This window comes from Halomonas sp. 18071143 (assembly GCF_019211725.1).
GTDB classification, from domain to species: domain Bacteria; phylum Pseudomonadota; class Gammaproteobacteria; order Pseudomonadales; family Halomonadaceae; genus Vreelandella; species Vreelandella stevensii.
Map to the genome: position 1 here is coordinate 3026136 of NZ_CP078120.1, position 17663 is coordinate 3043798.

The following is a 17663-nucleotide window of genomic DNA, read 5'->3' on the forward strand; positions in this document are numbered from 1 at the left end:
TTCCCATCCTTTAACCGTTAATACTGATGCGTAGCGACGCGGCAATCGCCCAAGGTGCCAGCATGAGCGACACCGCCAGCAGCGCCCCCAGTATGGCCAGGTGAGCGGCCATCCCATCACCCAGAATGGCGGCCTGTACCGCGCCCGCCCCAAAAATCAGAACCGGGATATACAGCGGCAGTACCAGCAGGGACAGCAGTACCCCGCCCTTGGCCAGCCCCACGGTCAACGCCGCGCCAATGGCCCCTATCAGGCTCAAGCTCGCGGTGCCCAGCGCCAACGACAGCGCCAGCACCCCGTAGCTGCCTGCTGGTAGCGACAGCATGATGCCCAACACCGGCGCCATGAGCGCTAGCGGCAGCCCGGTCAACAGCCAGTGCACGGCCACCTTGGCAAGCCCCAGCGCCGCCAGCGGCTGGGGGGCCAACAGCAGCTGCTCCAGGCTGCCGTCTTCGAAATCGCTGCGAAACAGACCATCCAGTGACAGCAGGGCCGCCAGCAACGCCGCTACCCACAGCAGTCCCGGCGCAATGCTGGCCAGCAAGACAGGGTCTGGCGAGATGCCAATGGGAAACAGCGTGATGACCAGTGCAAAAAACACCAGCGGGTTGAGCACCTCACCCTTGCGCCGCAACATCAGCGTCAGGTCGCGCTTGAGCGTGGCATGAATGGCCACTCCAAGCCCCCCCTGCGGGGTATGCAGGACCACCTCAGGGGCACTCGATAGAGCGTGTGAACGTTGCAACGCTGACTCCTTTTTACCCCAGCTGAATACGTCTCAGCACCGATGATTCGGTCAGTGCATGGTGGGTCGTCACCAGAACACAGCCGCCAGACTGAGCATGTGCGACCAGCTGCGCTTCCAACGCCATGACACCGTGGCGGTCAATCGCCGTGAAAGGCTCATCCAGGACCCATAGCGCGCGCGGCGTCAGCGTCAGCCTGGCCAGGGCAATACGCCGCTGCTGACCAGCGGAAAGCTGTCCTGCCGGGACATCTTCAAAGCCCGCCAGACCAACCTCGAACAGCGCTTGCTCACGCTGTTGATCGCTGCCCTTTTCGCCATTGAGCGCTTGATACCACGCCAAATTTTCCAATGGCGTGAGGCCCGCTTTAACGCCGGGGGCGTGCCCTAGATAGAGTAGGTTTGCGAGAAAATGTTCACGGGTCTGGTGCATGGGGGCACCGTTCCAGAATAGCTCGCCACGGTAGTCGGTCAGTTGGCCGGAGAGGATCTTCAACAACGTGGTTTTACCACTGCCGTTGGGGCCTTCGATACGGACGATCTCGCCGCCCTTGATGTCGAGGTCAAGTCCTTCAAATAGCCAACGATCATCGCGTTCACAGGCCAGTTGTCGGGCTTGCAGGCACAGGCTCAAGAGACTCTCCAGACGCATTAATTTTGGGTCGAACTCTACACGGAAAGGCGCTTTCTCGCCAGTCACGCTCTGCGGCCTGGGGTCGCAGCATGACACAGCTCAAGCCCTCGCCACAAAACCCACGCTTCAAACAGTACTAGCACTGTATGCAAAAACAGGATTATACTGTAACCACTGTATGGATAGACACCTCTTCAGCCACGCCTATCCATTCGCTCACTCGACCGCCTTGGCACAGGCGCTGCATGGGAGAACACACAATGACGATCTGCCTCGCCCCCCAGATAACGTCTCACGTACCTTCTCAACCGCTGCCACCGTCTAACGTGCGTCAGCGCCTTGCCTCTCCCCACCGCCAGGTAAACCAGGACGGTCAAGTGACCCGGCACAACACCTATGCCCTACGCATTCGCGGCGACCGCTTGCAGGCCAGCCAGCTCTTCGACGGTGATCTGCTCATCATTCATCGCCATCAGCACGACACCCAGCAGGAAACGGCCACCCTGACCATCAACGACCACCAGTTTCCCTTGAAGCATTTATCCATTACTCGCCTGGGGGTTCACTTGTGCCCGGAAGATGCAGCAATGCCCGCGCTATTCCTGCATAATGGTGATATCCAGGTGCTGGGCATGGTCATGGGCGTGGCGCACCACACCCGGCAGACTCGGCATCACTGATTCGTCCTTATGTTGGCGAGGAGCTCTGTTTGCGTTACCACATTCCTGACATCGCCCCCGAGGCGTGGCACTCTACCGAGATTGAAGTAGAGAAAAGTCAGTTTCTGACCTGGCTATGCCATGCCCCCAGCACCAGCGCCTTCGATGCCCTGCTCCAGGCCGCCAAAATCGCCCACCCCAATGCCAGCCACCACTGCACCGCCTTTATCGCTGGCCCACCGGGGGAGCAGACCCGCATTGGCTTTTCGGATGACGGCGAGCCCGGCGGCACGGCGGGTCGCCCCATGTTTCAGGCGCTGCAAGGTAGCCAGCTAGGGGAAGTGGGTTGCGTGGTCATTCGCTACTTTGGCGGTACCAAGCTGGGCACCGGTGGGTTGGCCAGAGCCTACGCCCAGGCCGTCAACGCGGCGCTGGAAACACTGCCTACCCGGGAGGTGATCGAGCGCGACAGCTACCGGTTACGTGTAGGCTTCGCCCATGAAGCGCAGGCCCGAGCCTGGTGTGAAGAGCAGGAACTGCCTGTGGAACAGGCTGAGTACGATGGGCATGGCGTGTGCCTGACCATCGGCTGGCCCAGCGACGTGGCGCTGGATATCAGCGGTCTGGAGAATCGCCTGAAAACGGCCGTGGCATTCGAAGCACTGTAAGTTCACGGCCTGCCTATGAAGGCTCGGCAAGCCGTGACACAGCTCAGACTCGGGTTCAGCCCAGTTCTATCGCCAAGTACCCGTTCTATCTATAAGTACCAGCTCTATCCCAGGTACTTGATCATGACCCCGGCGGCCACCGCCGAGCCAATCACCCCGGCCACGTTCGGCCCCATGGCGTGCATCAGCAGGAAGTTATGCGGATTTGCCTCCAGGCCTACCTTGTTGGCGACCCGTGCGGCCATCGGCACCGCCGACACCCCTGCTGCCCCAATCAACGGGTTGATGGGCATCCTGCTGACCATGTTCATGAGCTTTGCCATCAACACGCCTGCTGCCGTGCCGATAGCGAAGGCAACCATGCCCAGCCCTAGAATGCCCAGCGTTTCGAAGCTCAAGAAGCTCTCGGCCATGAGCTTGGAACCCACGGACAGGCCGAGAATGATGGTCACGATATTGATCAGCGCATTCTGCGCAGTATCCGACAGTCGCTCCACCACGCCACACTCACGCATCAGGTTACCAAAGCAGAACATGCCCAGCAGTGGCGCAGCGTCAGGCAGGAACAGCGCCACGGCAATCAGCAGCATCAGCGGGAAGATCACCTTCTCCAGCTTGGAGACCGGACGCAGTTGCGTCATGGCAATCTTGCGCTCTTTTTCGGTGGTCAACAGCCGCATGATGGGTGGCTGGATGAGCGGCACCAGTGCCATGTAGGCATAGGCCGCCACGGCAATGGCACCCAGCAGTTCTGGCGCCAACATGCTGGACACATAGATCGACGTCGGCCCGTCCGCCCCGCCGATGATGCCGATGGCGGCCGCCTGATTGAGCGAAAAGTCCATGACGCCCAGCGAGGAGAGCAGCACCGCCCCAAACAGCGTAGCAAAAATCCCGAACTGGGCCGCCGCGCCCAAAAACAGCGTACGCGGATTGGCCAGCAGGGGACCAAAATCGGTCATGGCCCCCACGCCCATGAAAATGAGCAGCGGCGCAATACCCGAGGCAATGGCAACGCTATAGAAGCTATACAGCACACCATCGCTGTAGCCTGCCCCCAAGGCAATGTCCTTGGCGGCGCGTAGCTGGTCGTAGGCTGCCGTGTCGTGAGCGACGGCTTTCAGCACTTCGCGCCACCCCTCGACACCTGACAACGGGTCCAGCGTGACGCCCAGTGCAGCCGCCATCTGCTGTAGCACGGCGGGCCTGGCCACTTCGATGGCTTGATCGAGCGCTGAAATGGCCAATCCCGCTTCCGGGATATTGGCCAGAATGCCGCCAAAGCCGATGGGTACCAGCAGCAAAGGCTCGAACTTCTTGTAGATCGCCAGGTAAAGAAGACCCAGCCCTACCAGTACCATGACCGCCTGGCCAGGCTGCAGGTTATAAAGCCCGGAGCCTTCCCATAAGGTGATTAGTTTTTCCATGCCGGTGCCCTTAAAGCTCGATCAGCGCATCGCCAACGGCGACGCTATCGCCCTCGCTGACATTGACTTTGGACACCGTTCCGGAGCTGCTGGCACGCACCTCGGTCTCCATCTTCATGGCTTCGAGAATGATCACCACATCGCCCTCGGCCACCTGATCGCCAGGGCGTACGTTGACCTTGAAGATGTTGCCTGCCAGCGGCGCATCGATACTTTCACCGCTTCCTCCAGCGCTTTCTGCCGCACCCGCTCCAGCACTAGCGCCTCCACTGGCGGCAGCCTGCTCCTTGATCTCGCCAATATCGCCGCCCTGGGCCACCTCGACCACATAGGCCTTGCCGTTGAGCTTGACGGTATAGGTTTCCGGGCCGCTGTTGACCACGGTGGCAGGTACCGCCGGTTCTGCCTTGGCAGGCACGGCCGCGTTTGTTGCTGCTTGTGGCGCGGGCTCGAAGGCTTCCTTGTTGTCACGGTTCTTGAGGAACTTCAGGCCAATCTGCGGGAAGAGCGCGTAGGTCAGCACGTCATCCACCTGCCGCTCGCCTTCTGCCAGGCGCAGCTTGTCGGCACTGGCTTTCTCTTTCAGTTCCGAGGCCAGGCGCTCCATTTCCGGTGACAGGTTGTCCGCAGGGCGGCAAGTGATCGGCTCGCCACCTTCCAGCACGCGCTTTTGCAGCTCCACATTGAAGGGGGCAGGCGCTGAGCCGTATTCACCTTTCAACAGCGCCTGGACCTCCTTGGAAATCGACTTGTAGCGCTCGCCCATCATGACGTTCATCACAGCCTGGGTGCCCACGATCTGCGAGGTCGGCGTTACCAGCGGGATGAATCCCAGGTCTTCACGCACACGCGGAATTTCACTCAGCACGTCATCGAGCTTGTCGCCAGCACCCTGCTCTTTCAGCTGGCTCTCCATGTTGGTCAGCATGCCGCCCGGCACCTGCGCCACCAGAATGCGTGAGTCGATCCCCCGCAGCGAGCCCTCGAACGCCGCATACTTTTTGCGTACCTCACGGAAATAACCGGCGATGTCCTCCAGCAACTCCAGGTCCAGCCCCGTGTCACGGTCTGTATCCTTGAGCATTGCCACCACGGATTCAGTAGGGCTGTGCCCATAGGTCATCGACATCGAGGAGATAGCCGTGTCCACGTTATCGATCCCGGCTTCCACAGCCTTCAAAATGGTGGATGTCGAGAGCCCTGTCGTCGCGTGGCAGTGCAGGTGAACAGGAATGGAAAGCTCTTTCTTCAGACGCGTCACCAGCTCGAACGCCGTGTAGGGCGTCAGCAGCCCCGCCATATCCTTGATAGCCAGAGAGTCCGCGCCCATGTTGGCAATGGTTTTCGCAAGATCTACCCAGCTATCCAGGGTATGTACCGGACTGACGGTATAGGAAATGGTCCCCTGGGCATGACCACCCACAGCGCGCACCGCCTTGATGGCACGCTCCAGATTGCGCGGGTCATTCATGGCGTCGAACACGCGGAATACATCCACGCCGTTGGTTTTGGCACGCTCGACGAACTTGTCGACTACATCGTCGGCATAGTGACGGTAGCCCAGCAGGTTCTGCCCGCGCAGCAACATTGCCTGCGGCGTGTTGGGCATTGCCTCTTTCAGGGCACGAATGCGCTCCCAAGGGTCTTCACCCAGATAACGAATACAGGCATCGAAGGTGGCGCCGCCCCAGGTCTCCAGCGACCAGTACCCGACCTTATCGAGCTTTTCGGCGATAGGCAGCATGTCGTCGAGCCGCAGCCGGGTCGCGAATAGCGACTGGTGGGCATCGCGCAACACAACATCAGTGATTCCTAGCGGACGTTTTACATCGTTCATGGTCGTGACTCACCGTTTAGCTTTATTGACTTGTAGTAAATTTAGCAAAATTCATTCTTGAAGAGGGAGTGTATTCGTTATCCATTCCGCCGTTAACGGCGATGCGCAGCCCGATAACGGTGCACTGCAGCACTGATCACGGCCACCACCTCATCGTCAAGGCCTGCCTGAGCAGCGGTCTGACGGCCTTTCCGCTTGGCAGCCGGTGCCACCGGTGCGGGCTGAAAACGCCCAACCAGCTTCGACATCAGCGTGACACTGATCACCAAAACCGTAAGAAAAACAAAAACAAACCCCATACCAAGCCCCATCAGGGCGAGCCCCTCCTGGAGCAACTCCGACCCTTGCATAGCGCGCTCTCCTTGTTGTGTAAGGTGGTTGGCACACCAAACGCCTCCAGCGGCGCTTGGCGGAGTAAGGGTAATACACTAACCTGCCACATCCAGCATAGAATGCAATCGCGCCATAGTGGAAGTCATGGTTGTTAATTTACTACATAAAGGCAAGATTGGCCTTGCGCCAATGGAAGGGGTCATCGACGCACTCACCCGCGACCTGCTCACCCGCCAGCCCGGTTTCGACTGGACGGTGACAGAGTTCGTGCGGGTGGTGGATACCCGCCTTCCCCCCAGGGTGTTTTACAAGCACTGCCCTGAGCTCCAACAGCGCCCTGTGGCTACTCCCAGCGGCATCCCGGTGCACCTGCAGCTACTCGGCTCCGACCCCAGCGCGCTGGCCGAGAATGCTCGTCAGGCGCTTGCACTGGGCGCCATCAGCGTCGACCTCAACTTTGGCTGCCCGGCCAAGCTGGTCAACCGTCACGACGGCGGCGCCTCCTTGCTGCGCCAGCCCGAGCGTGTCTACCAGGCTGTCAGGGCGGTTGCTGATGCCCTGGCCGGCGAGATTCCGGTCACCGCCAAGATACGTCTGGGCTTCGCCAATCGACGCATGGCGGTAACCTGCGCCCAGGCGACCCAGGCAGGCGGCGCCGCACGGCTGGTGGTGCATGGACGAACCCGAGACGAGGGCTACCGCCCGCCCGCGCACTGGGAGTGGATCGGCAGAGTTCGTCACCACGTGGACATCCCCGTGGTGGCCAACGGCGATATCTGGACGCTGGAAGACTACTGGAAGGCGCGCACGCTGTCGGGCTGCCATGACGTCATGCTGGGCCGCAGCGCCCTGGCTGACCCTTGGCTGGCACCCCGCATTCGCCACTGGCAGGAAACCGGCGAGCGGCTGCCGGATACCACCTGGGCAATGCGTGCCAGCGTGCTACAAGAGTACGCCGAGCATCAACGCCAACAGCTACCCGATCGCGTCGTGGTTTCTCTGGTGAAACAGTGGCTGGCGCAGATGCGTCAGGGCAATGGCGAAGCCGAGCAGCACTTTCAGCGCCTGAAGCGGGTCACGGACCTGGACATACTGCTCGACAACCTGGTGCCGTAACGCTTCGCCCTCTGACTCAGACCCCAACGCTTACGAACCAAAAAAAAGCGCCCTTCCGCAAGATGCGGGGGCGCTTTACACGATCGCAAGAGCAACGTGCGAGCTACGTTGGTCAGGCTAGAAGCAGAAAACCCGCTCTCTAATAAGAGAGCGGGTTTTGAAATCTGGCGCGCCCGGGAGGATTCGAACCTCCGACCACCTGATTCGTAGTCAGGTACTCTATCCAGCTGAGCTACGGGCGCTTGACAGTCATGCTTTTCTCGAAAAGCAATGAATCCACTGTAACATCAAAACCTTACGTTTGCAACTTGGCGCGCCCGGGAGGATTCGAACCTCCGACCACCTGATTCGTAGTCAGGTACTCTATCCAGCTGAGCTACGGGCGCATAGCTAACGATGCTACGTGTCTAACGATGTTACATGGTGCGGTTGGCGGAGAGAGAGGGATTCGAACCCTCGATAGGGCTATAAACCCTATACTCCCTTAGCAGGGGAGCGCCTTCAGCCACTCGGCCACCTCTCCTCAACAGCACGGCGCGAATGTTACCGATTATGGGGACTGGTGTCCACCCCTGTGCCGATTTTTTTTCACGCCGCCCTGATAGTTACCGCTACAGCGCCCTTTTTGAGCACAACACTGGTGGCCATTTATTCCACTTCGCTTTCGCTATTGCGTTCACGCTGAATGCGCTGATAGATCTCTTCACGGTGTACCGCGACATCTTTTGGTGCGTTGACACCAATGCGCACTTGATTACCTTTCACACCTAACACTGTGACGGTGACTTCATCACCGATCATCAGCGTTTCGCCAACGCGGCGGGTTAGGATGAGCATGGCTGATCTCCTTCTCAGACGTTTGATACAACGGGATGTGTCCGCCGGTAGCGCCACCACGCCATTATGCGGCATGGTGACCCCTGCTACCAATGGCTTTAACCCTATGACACCTTAACCTCCCGTTGAATGGAAGCCCACCACCACACGGCAGCGAGTACCCTCAGCGTAGAAGGTTTGAGGGACAAGTGTTATTCAGATTCGCTATCGGCCTTATCCAAGCCAAATGCCTTGTGCAAGGCATTGACCGCAAGTTCCATGTGTTTTTCGTCGATCACCACGGAAATCTTGATTTCAGACGTCGATACCATACGAATATTCACGTTCTCTTCGGCCAGCACGCGAAACATCTTCGATGCTACGCCGGCATGTGAACGCATACCGACACCTACCAGCGACACTTTGGCAATGTTGTCGTCGCCGCGCAGTTCACCGCCGCCCAGATCGGGAATGACGGTCTCTTCCAGCAGCTTCTTGGTGGCCTTGTAGTCACCTTTTGCCACCGTGAAGGTGAAATCGGTGTAATCACCTGCCGGTGCTACATTTTGGACAATCATGTCCACTTCAATGTTGGCGTCGGCAATCGGACCTAAAATACGCGAGGCAACGCCCGGCACATCGGGGGTATTCAGCAGCGTCAGCTTGGCTTCGTTCTTGGTAAACGCGATACCGGAGATTAGCGGTTCTTCCATAGAGTCCTCGTCTTGGTCAGAGTCTGCAACAATCAGGGTGCCAGGGCCATCTTCAAAGCTCGACAGAACCCGCAGCGGTACGTTGTACTTGCCAGCGAATTCCACCGCGCGAATCTGCAGCACTTTGGAGCCCAGGCTGGCCAGTTCCAGCATTTCCTCTACCGTGATGCTCTCCAGGCGCTGAGCCTTGGAGCAGACACGCGGGTCGGTGGTGTAAACACCGTCCACATCAGTATAGATCTGGCACTCATCAGCCCCCAGGGCCGCTGCCAGCGCCACGCCAGTGGTGTCCGAGCCGCCACGCCCCAGCGTGGTGATGTTGCCGTTTTCGTCCACCCCCTGGAAACCGGCGACCACCACGACCTTGCCAGCGTCCAGATCGGCTTTCAGATCGTCGGTTTCGATACGCTGGATACGCGCTTTGGTATACGCGCTATCGGTATGAATGCCTACCTGTGCGCCGGTGTGCGAGGTTGCCGAGACGCCAATGTGCTGCAGCGCCATAGCCAGCAGAGAGATGGTGACCTGCTCGCCTGTCGAGAGCAGCATATCCATTTCACGCGGGGCGGGGTCTTCGTTCAGGGCATGCGCCATATCGGTCAGGCGGTTGGTTTCGCCACTCATCGCAGAGACGACGACGACGACCTGGTGCCCCTGATCACGAAAGCCTTTGACCTTTTCCGCCACGGCTTTGATACGGTCGACAGAGCCCACCGAAGTGCCGCCGAACTTCTGTACGTATAGTGCCATATGCCGTTTTTCCTTTACGTTCGGGAATGGAGGGTGAATGTTGTTATTGCCAATTTTCCTGACGTACAAAAAGGCCGGTAGCAAATAATGCCACCGGCCTTCTCATTTAGCTAAGCGTGTTTTCCAACCAGGCCGGAACGCTATTCAACGCTCCGGGCAGCGCATCGGGCTGGCTACCACCCGCCTGAGCCATGTCGGCGCGACCGCCTCCTTTGCCGCCAACCTGCGATGCCACATGGTTGACCAGCTCGCCAGCCTTCACACGGCCGGTCAGATCAGCCGTGACACCTGCAATAAGACTGACCTTGCCAGCATCGGCATCGGCTACGCCCAGCATGATGACGCCCGAGCCAAGCTTGTTCTTGAGCTGATCCAACACGCCGCGCAGGTCCTTGCCAGAGACGCCTTCGAGCTGGGTGACCAGCAGCTTCACACCCGCCACTTCCTGCACCTGGCTGAGCATGTCGCTACCTGCCGCGCTGGCCAGCTTGGCCTTCAGCTGCTCCAGTTCTTTCTCCAGGCTGCGGTTGCGCTCGACCAGCGATTCCACGCGTGCTTCCACCTGCTCGGGCTTGGTTTTCAGACGCTCGCCCAAGCGCTGTACGCGGGCCTCCTGCTCGCGGAAATAGGCTAGCGCGTTTTCCCCGGTAATCGCTTCGATACGGCGCACGCCAGAAGCGATGCCCACTTCACTGATCACGTGGCAGCAGCCGATGTCGCCACTGCGGCTCACGTGAGTACCGCCACACAGTTCGATGGAGAAGTCATCGGCACCAATGGTCAGTACGCGCACGTTATCGGCGTATTTCGCTTCGAACAGCGCCGCCGCGCCTTTGGCCTTGGCCTCAGCCAGGCTCATCTGTTCGATTTTCGTTGGCGCATTGGCCAGAATCTGGGCGTTGACGATGCGCTCCACTTCGGCAATCTGTTCAGCGGTCATCGGTTCGAAGTGGCTGAAGTCGAAGCGCAGGCGCTCGGCGTTGACCAGCGAGCCCTTCTGCTGAACGTGATCCCCCAGCACCATGCGCAGTGCTTCGTGCAGCAGGTGGGTCGCCGAGTGGTTGCGCAGCGTGGCAGTACGCAGGCTGGCATCCACCTCGCCGCGCACGCTGGCACCCACGCTCAGCGAGCCTTCCACCATCACACCCTGATGCAGGTGATGGCCGCGCTGCTTCTGGGTATCGGTGACCTGGAAGCGGCCACCGTCGACGTGCAGGTAGCCTGTGTCGCCTACCTGGCCGCCGGACTCGCCATAGAACGGCGTGCGATCCAGCACCACGGTGCCCTTCTGGCCCGCTTCCAGGGCCGCCAGTGCATTGCCTTCGCTATCCACGAGTGCCATCACGGTGGCCTTATCGACCAGCTGATCGTAGCCGGTAAACTGCGTCTCGCCTTCCAGGTCGATGGAGGCGGTGTAGTCGGCACCGAACTGGCTGGCGGCGCGGGCACGTTCACGCTGCGCCTCCAGCTCACGCTGGAAGCCCTCTTCATCCAGGGTGACTTCCCGCTCGCGGCACACGTCGGCGGTCAAATCGAAGGGGAAACCGTAGGTATCGTACAGCTTAAACACAGTCTCACCGGGCAGCACGTCGCCTTGCAGCTCTTCCAGCGCAGCATTCAGCAGCCCCATGCCGTGATCCAGCGTACGGGCGAACTGCTCCTCCTCTTTCAGCAGCACGCGGGCAATCTGCTCGCTGGCCTCGCGCAGCTCGGGGTAGGCGTCGCCCATTTCGGCATCCAGTGCACTCACCAGCTTGTGGAAGAACGGCTCGGCCGCGCCCAGCTTGTGGCCATGACGAATGGCGCGACGGATGATACGACGCAGTACGTAGCCGCGCCCTTCGTTGGAAGGCAGGACGCCGTCGGCAATCAGGAAGGCGCAAGAGCGAATATGGTCGGCAATCACACGCAGCGAGGGCGTCGTCGTGTCCGGATGCCCGGTGGCCTTGGCAGCGGCTTGCAGCAGGTTCTGGAACAGGTCGATCTCGTAGTTGGAGTGAACGCCCTGCATCACCGCCGCCACGCGCTCCAGCCCCATGCCGGTATCGATCGACGGTTTGGGCAGCGGGTGCAGCGTGCCATCCGCTGAACGGTCGTACTGCATGAAGACCAGGTTCCAGATTTCGATGAAACGGTCACCGTCTTCCTCAGGCGTTCCGGGCGGGCCACCCCAGACTTCCGGGCCGTGATCGAAGAATATCTCGGAACACGGGCCACAGGGGCCGGTGTCACCCATCTGCCAGAAGTTGTCCTTGGCACCAATGCGCGCAATGCGATCATGCGGCACGCCAATCTCATCGGCCCAGATGGCGTAGGCCTCCTCATCTTCGGTGAACACCGTGACCCACAGCTTTTCGGCAGGCAGCCCCAGACGCTCGGTCAGGAACGTCCAGGCAAAGCGAATGGCATCACGCTTGAAATAGTCGCCAAAGCTGAAATTGCCGAGCATTTCGAAGAAGGTGTGGTGGCGCGCGGTGTAGCCAACGTTATCCAGGTCGTTGTGCTTGCCGCCAGCACGCACGCAGCGCTGCGCAGATGCCGCACGAACGTAGGGACGCGGATCTCGGCCTAGAAAAACGTCCTTGAAGGGCACCATGCCCGCATTGGTGAAGAGCAGCGTCGCGTCGTTGCCCGGCACCAGTGAGCCGGTGGGCACGACGGTGTGCCCCTGCTGTTCGAAATAATCGAGAAAGGCCTGTCTGAGTTCTGCGCTTTTCATAGGGTATCCGTGACAAGAAAGCGTGATGCCCCAGGGCGCTGTCGCCGCTACCCGCTGGGGTCGCAAAACGCCCATTATAACGCAGTTGTCAAACGACTAAAGCCGCAGATAGTGGCAGAGCCCCTAATGACACAATAAATAGAGGGCGGGTGGCACGATAAATAGAGGACGGGAACCGCGTGGTGAACAGCCTTGAGCGGGCTTATAAACAGCCCTGAGCGGGGTTATAGACAGCCCTGAGCGGGCTTATAAACAATCCTGAGCAGGCAGATGCCCTCCCTGAACGGGTTAAGAAGAGGGCGACAAACAGGAGATGGCATAGCGGATTTGCTCAAAATCGAAGCCACGCCCAGCCAGAAAACGTTCTCGCTTGGCGCGCTCCTTGGGCGTCTTGCCCGGCGAGCTGAAGCGTCGCTCCAGCGTTTGGCGGGCCAGCTCGAACCAGTCTACGGCTTCGCGCTCTTCTACCACTGCCAGCGCAGCGGCACAGGTTTGCGCGTCGACACCGCGCTGACGCAGCTCGCCCTTGATGCGAATCACTCCCTGCCCGCGGGCGATGCGTGAACGGATGAAGCTTTCGGCAAAGCGCTCATCCGACTGCAGCGCCTGCTCGGCCAACCCATCGAGGCAGGCGCTGATCTCGTCGGCATCGAAGGCCTTTTGCTCGAGCTTGCGGGCCAGCTCGGCGCGGGAGTACTCACGCCGAGCCAGCCACTGAATGGCCCACTCTCTGGGCGAAGCGTCGGCGTTAGTAGAGAACACTCACGCCTCCTGCTCGACGGCCTGGTTCAAAGCAGATCGTCATCGCCTTCGGCGGCCACATCTGCTGCAGGGGCTTCTTCTTTCTTCGGCTCTACCTTGGCCAGCAGTTGCTCACGGATTTGCGACTCGATCTCTTCCATGATCGCAGGATGCTCTTCCAGGTACTGGGCCGCATTGGCCTTGCCCTGGCCAATCTTGCTGCCCTTGTAGCTGTACCAGGCGCCCGCCTTGTCCACCAGGCTGCACTGCACGCCCAGGTCGACGACCTCGCCTGCGTGATAAATGCCCTTGCCGTAGAGGATCTGGAACTCGGCCTGACGGAACGGCGGTGCCACCTTGTTCTTCACGACCTTGACGCGGGTTTCGTTGCCCGTGACTTCGTCGCCGGACTTCACGGAGCCCGTGCGGCGGATATCCAGACGCACGCTGGAGTAGAACTTCAGGGCATTACCCCCGGTGGTCGTTTCGGGGCTGCCGAACATCACGCCGATCTTCATGCGGATCTGGTTGATGAAAATCACCAGACAGTTGGCGTTCTTGATGTTACCGGTGATTTTACGCAGCGCCTGGGACATCAAGCGGGCCTGCAGGCCTACGTGGGAATCGCCCATTTCGCCTTCGATCTCGGCACGGGGCGTCAGGGCCGCCACGGAGTCGATGATGATCACGTCCACGCCGCCCGAACGGACCAGCATGTCGGTGATTTCCAGCGCCTGCTCACCCGTATCGGGTTGCGAAACCAGCAGGTCGTCCAGATTGACGCCGAGTTTTTCGGCGTAGCTGGGGTCCAGCGCGTGCTCGGCGTCGACGAAGGCACACACTTTGCCCTGCTTTTGCGCCTGGGCAATGACCGACAGGGTCAGCGTGGTTTTACCGGAGGACTCTGGGCCAAAGATTTCGACCACACGACCAAACGGCAGCCCGCCAATGCCGAGCGCAATGTCCAGTCCCAGCGAACCGGTGGAGACAGACGGCATGACGACACGGGGCGCATCGCCCAGACGCATGACGGTGCCTTTGCCGAACTGACGATCGATCTGACTGAGTGCCGCATTCAGCGCTTTGGTGCGGTTGTCTTCCTGAGCCATGCAGAGATTCCTCATAACAAGCTGTATAATTAGCCAGTAGTATGCCAAAGATCGGCGATGAAACAAATCCTCGGCGGCAACTTTAACGATTATTTCCTGGTGGCCTGCGCGGAAAGCCGAGCGACCAACCCTGCCAGGGCTTCACGTACCGCCTGCTCGCGCACCGCCTGCCGGTCACCCGGAAAATGAAAGCATTCGGCCTGCTGGCTCTCGGCATCGCCCCAGGCCAGCCATACGGTGCCCACCGGCTTCTCCTCGCTACCGCCTTCCGGCCCGGCCACACCACTGACGGCCACGGCCAGGTCGGCACCGCTGTCACGACAGGCGCCCGCTACCATGGCACCCACGACCGCTTCACTGACCGCGCCGTGGGCTTCCAGCAGGGCAGGTTCGACCCCCAGCAGGCGGGTCTTGGCGGCATTGGAGTAGGTCACATAGCCTGCGGTGAAGTACGCCGAGCTGCCAGCCACGGAGGTAATGGCGCTGGCAATGCCACCTCCCGTGCATGACTCGGCGGTGGTCACTTCGACATGCAACTGCTGGCACAGCCGTCCAAGTCGTTGAGCCAACAGTGATAAATCGAGGTTCTTGAGACTGGAAACACTGGGGGCCATGGTGACTCCTTCATGTAAGACCTTAGGGTAGCGTAGAATACTGCGTTTAGCTTTCTCAACGAAATTGCCCAACGAACATGCCGCATGCCGTTCAGGTCTGCGCCACGCTCAATCAGGACGCTCATGTCACAGGCCAGCCCCGCCCATACGCCGATGATGGCGCAGTATTTGAAAATCAAACGCGAGCACCCCGAGGTATTGCTGTTCTACCGCATGGGGGACTTCTACGAACTGTTTTTTGACGACGCCAAACGGGCAGCAGCGCTGCTGGATATCACCTTGACCCAGCGCGGCCAGTCGGGCGGCAAGCCGATCCCCATGGCGGGCGTGCCTTATCACAGCGCCGAGGGCTACCTTGCCAGGCTGGTAGCGGGTGGCGAGTCGGTGGCCATTTGCGAGCAAATTGGCGACCCCGCCACCAGCAAAGGCCCTGTCGAGCGCCAGGTGGTGCGCATCGTGACCCCCGGGACGCTGCACGACGAGGCGCTGCTGGATGCCCGCCGCGACAACGTGCTGGTGGCCGTGGCCCCGGGCAAGGAAGGCTGGGGGCTTGCCTGGCTGGAGCTTTCCAGCGGGCGCTTCAACGTGCTGGAGGTAGAGAGCGAGGCCGAAATGCTGGCCGAGCTGACCCGCCTGTCACCTGCCGAACTGCTGGTGCCTGAAAGCCTTTCACTGCCCGATGCCTGGTCGCAAAAGCGCAGCCTGCGCCGCCAGGGTGAATGGCTATTCGACCTGGAAAGCGCCACGCGCAGCCTGTGCGACCAGTTCGAAGTCAGCGACTTGCGCGGGTTTGGTTGCGCGCATCTCTCTACCGCTTTGGTGGCCGCAGGCGTCTTGATCGACTATGCCCGGGACACCCAGCGCTCACGGCTGCCCCATGTCACGTCCATCAGCGTGGAGAATCGCGACGACGCGGTGGTGATCGACGCGGCCAGTCGCCGCAATCTGGAAATCGACATCAACCTCGGCGGCAACGGCGACAACACCCTGGCCAGCGTACTGGATACCTGCGCCACCGCCATGGGCTCACGGTTGCTCAAACGCTGGTTGAACCGCCCCCTGCGCCAACGGGAGATCGTCGAAGGACGCCAAGCGGGCGTTGCCCTGCTCTCCATCGATGCCGCTTACATGAGCCTGCGCGAGACGCTGAGCGATGTAGGCGACGTGGAGCGGATTCTCGCCCGGGTTGCCCTGTACAGCGCTCGCCCACGTGACCTGGCAAGACTGCGTGACGCCCTCGCCACGCTGCCTACCCTGGAAGCGCTGCTGGCCGATATCGATACCGGCAGCGCTCTGGACGGCCTGACACCGAACATCCGCCCCTACCCGACGCTGGCCGATACGCTGAACCGAGCCCTGGTCGACAACCCACCGGTGGTGATTCGTGACGGCGGCGTGATTGCCGATGGCTTCGATGCCGAGCTGGATGAACACCGGGGCATGGCCGAGAACGCGGGCGATTACCTGGTCCAGCTCGAACTGCGCGAACGCGAGCGCACCGGCCTGGCCAACCTCAAAGTGGGTTACAACCGCGTCCATGGCTACTTCATCGAGCTGCCCCGCTCCCAGGCCCAACAGGCGCCCGCAGACTACATTCGTCGCCAGACGCTGAAAAACGCCGAACGCTTCATCATTCCCGAGCTGAAAGAGTTCGAAGACAAGGCACTGTCCGCCAAGTCACGCGCACTGACTCGAGAGAAATGGCTCTACGACCAGCTGTTGGCCACCCTGAATGAGCAGCTGCATGCCCTGCAAGCCACCTCGCGGGCCTTGGCCGAGCTGGACGTGCTGTGCGCCTTTGCCGAACGTGCCGAGGCGCTCAACTGGGTGCGCCCACAGTTGGTCGCGACTACGGGCATTACCATTACCGCGGGCCGACACCCGGTCGTGGAGCAGGTCAGCGACAAACCGTTCGTACCCAACGACGTCATGCTGACGCCTGAACAACACATGCTGATCATCACCGGCCCCAACATGGGGGGTAAATCGACCTACATGCGCCAGACGGCCCTCATTGCCCTCCTGGCGCACAGCGGCAGTTTCGTGCCTGCCGATGCCGCCGAGGTTGGCCCGGTCGATCGTATTTTCACCCGTATCGGCTCCTCCGATGATTTGGCAGGCGGGCGCTCCACCTTCATGGTGGAAATGACCGAAACCGCCAATATCCTGCACAATGCCACCGAGCACAGCCTGGTGCTGATGGACGAGATCGGGCGCGGCACCAGCACCTTCGACGGCTTGTCGCTGGCCTGGGCCAGCGCCGAACATTTGGCCCGGGCCCGTGCACTGACGCTGTTCGCGACGCACTACTTCGAAATGACCGCGCTGCCCGAGCAGGCCGAGGGGGTGGCCAACATTCACCTGACGGCTACCGAGCACGGAGATGGCATCGTCTTCATGCACCGCATCGAAGCCGGCCCCGCCAGCCAGAGCTACGGGCTACAGGTAGCGCAACTGGCAGGCGTACCGGGGCCGGTGATTCGTCGCGCACGGGAGAAACTGATGACGCTGGAACAGCGCGACGTGGACACCCAGCAGCGGCCCTTGTCAGGCTCCCAGGCCCCTCAGCAGAACGACCTGTTTGCCAGCGCGCCACATCCGGTGGTGGACGCACTGACCGGCACCGACATCGACGACTTATCACCCCGCGAGGCGCTGGATCTGCTCTACCAGTGGCGCTCGATGCTGTAAACACGGGTGAGATTGATGCCTGGCGCTTGCCGCCATGGGGCAGCACTACTAAAATGGCGCCACATTTAGCTTATAAAAAACGGCTAATATA

General features: G+C 60.6%; 15 protein-coding genes and 3 tRNA genes. 4 read left to right on the forward strand and 14 right to left on the reverse strand.

Annotation, left to right across the window (positions count from 1 at the left end):
- Positions 1-10 precede the first annotated feature (10 nt).
- On the reverse strand, positions 11-745 hold the full coding sequence (gene ccmB, locus KVY02_RS14220; RefSeq protein WP_026001814.1) for a heme exporter protein CcmB: 735 nt from the start codon (positions 743-745) through the stop codon (positions 11-13).
- A gap of 13 nt (positions 746-758) precedes the next feature.
- Entirely contained in the window at positions 759-1379 is a 621-nt protein-coding gene (ccmA, locus tag KVY02_RS14225) for a cytochrome c biogenesis heme-transporting ATPase CcmA (RefSeq protein WP_081137335.1), read from the reverse strand.
- 260 nt (positions 1380-1639) lie between these two features.
- Between ccmA and KVY02_RS14230 the strand changes: the two genes are divergently transcribed.
- Together KVY02_RS14230 and KVY02_RS14235 are read left to right on the forward strand one after the other, a co-directional pair.
- On the forward strand, positions 1640-2059 hold the full coding sequence (locus KVY02_RS14230) for a LexA family protein (protein WP_256357501.1): 420 nt from the start codon (positions 1640-1642) through the stop codon (positions 2057-2059).
- A 29-nt stretch (positions 2060-2088) separates the two neighbouring features.
- The gene (locus tag KVY02_RS14235) at positions 2089-2706 is read left to right on the forward strand and encodes an IMPACT family protein (RefSeq protein ID WP_218313761.1); all 618 of its coding nucleotides are present in this window, start codon (positions 2089-2091) and stop codon (positions 2704-2706) included.
- A gap of 104 nt (positions 2707-2810) precedes the next feature.
- Here the strand turns inward: KVY02_RS14235 and KVY02_RS14240 are convergent, their stop codons facing one another.
- The 3 genes from KVY02_RS14240 to KVY02_RS14250 all read right to left on the reverse strand — a co-directional run bounded on the left by KVY02_RS14240 (position 2811) and on the right by KVY02_RS14250 (position 6320).
- Entirely contained in the window at positions 2811-4133 is a 1323-nt protein-coding gene (locus tag KVY02_RS14240; protein WP_218313762.1) for a sodium ion-translocating decarboxylase subunit beta, read from the reverse strand.
- A 10-nt stretch (positions 4134-4143) separates the two neighbouring features.
- A complete protein-coding gene (oadA, locus tag KVY02_RS14245; RefSeq protein WP_081137327.1) occupies positions 4144-5970 on the reverse strand; it encodes a sodium-extruding oxaloacetate decarboxylase subunit alpha in 1827 nt (608 codons plus the stop codon).
- Between the two features lie 92 nt (positions 5971-6062).
- On the reverse strand, positions 6063-6320 hold the full coding sequence (locus KVY02_RS14250; RefSeq protein ID WP_081137325.1) for an OadG family protein: 258 nt from the start codon (positions 6318-6320) through the stop codon (positions 6063-6065).
- Positions 6321-6447: 127 nt separating this feature from the next.
- Here KVY02_RS14250 and KVY02_RS14255 point away from each other — a divergent pair, with 127 nt between their 5' ends.
- Entirely contained in the window at positions 6448-7419 is a 972-nt protein-coding gene (locus KVY02_RS14255) for a tRNA dihydrouridine synthase (RefSeq protein WP_237718599.1), read from the forward strand.
- A 165-nt stretch (positions 7420-7584) separates the two neighbouring features.
- Here the strand turns inward: KVY02_RS14255 and KVY02_RS14260 are convergent.
- The 9 genes from KVY02_RS14260 to KVY02_RS14300 form a co-directional block, all read right to left on the reverse strand.
- A tRNA-Arg gene (locus tag KVY02_RS14260) sits at positions 7585-7661 on the reverse strand.
- A 67-nt stretch (positions 7662-7728) separates the two neighbouring features.
- A tRNA-Arg gene (locus tag KVY02_RS14265) sits at positions 7729-7805 on the reverse strand.
- Positions 7806-7849: 44 nt separating this feature from the next.
- A tRNA-Ser gene (locus tag KVY02_RS14270) sits at positions 7850-7942 on the reverse strand.
- A 125-nt stretch (positions 7943-8067) separates the two neighbouring features.
- Positions 8068-8256 carry a carbon storage regulator CsrA gene (csrA, locus tag KVY02_RS14275; protein ID WP_016914837.1) on the reverse strand — a complete coding sequence of 63 codons (189 nt, stop codon included), beginning with the start codon at positions 8254-8256 and terminating at the stop codon, positions 8068-8070.
- Between the two features lie 191 nt (positions 8257-8447).
- A complete protein-coding gene (locus tag KVY02_RS14280; protein WP_016914838.1) occupies positions 8448-9698 on the reverse strand; it encodes an aspartate kinase in 1251 nt (416 codons plus the stop codon).
- Positions 9699-9804: 106 nt separating this feature from the next.
- Entirely contained in the window at positions 9805-12417 is a 2613-nt protein-coding gene (alaS, locus tag KVY02_RS14285) for an alanine--tRNA ligase (protein WP_218313763.1), read from the reverse strand.
- A gap of 288 nt (positions 12418-12705) precedes the next feature.
- Positions 12706-13179 (reverse strand): regulatory protein RecX, encoded by a 474-nt coding sequence (locus KVY02_RS14290; protein WP_100731652.1) that lies wholly within the window; start codon positions 13177-13179, stop codon positions 12706-12708.
- A gap of 26 nt (positions 13180-13205) precedes the next feature.
- The gene (recA, locus tag KVY02_RS14295) at positions 13206-14267 is read right to left on the reverse strand and encodes a recombinase RecA (protein ID WP_016914841.1); all 1062 of its coding nucleotides are present in this window, start codon (positions 14265-14267) and stop codon (positions 13206-13208) included.
- Between the two features lie 89 nt (positions 14268-14356).
- Complete coding sequence (locus KVY02_RS14300) at positions 14357-14881, reverse strand: CinA family protein (RefSeq protein WP_016914842.1); 525 nt, start codon at positions 14879-14881, stop codon at positions 14357-14359.
- A gap of 123 nt (positions 14882-15004) precedes the next feature.
- Between KVY02_RS14300 and mutS the strand changes: the two genes are divergently transcribed.
- The gene (mutS, locus tag KVY02_RS14305; protein WP_218313764.1) at positions 15005-17572 is read left to right on the forward strand and encodes a DNA mismatch repair protein MutS; all 2568 of its coding nucleotides are present in this window, start codon (positions 15005-15007) and stop codon (positions 17570-17572) included.
- Positions 17573-17663: the final 91 nt, after the last annotated feature.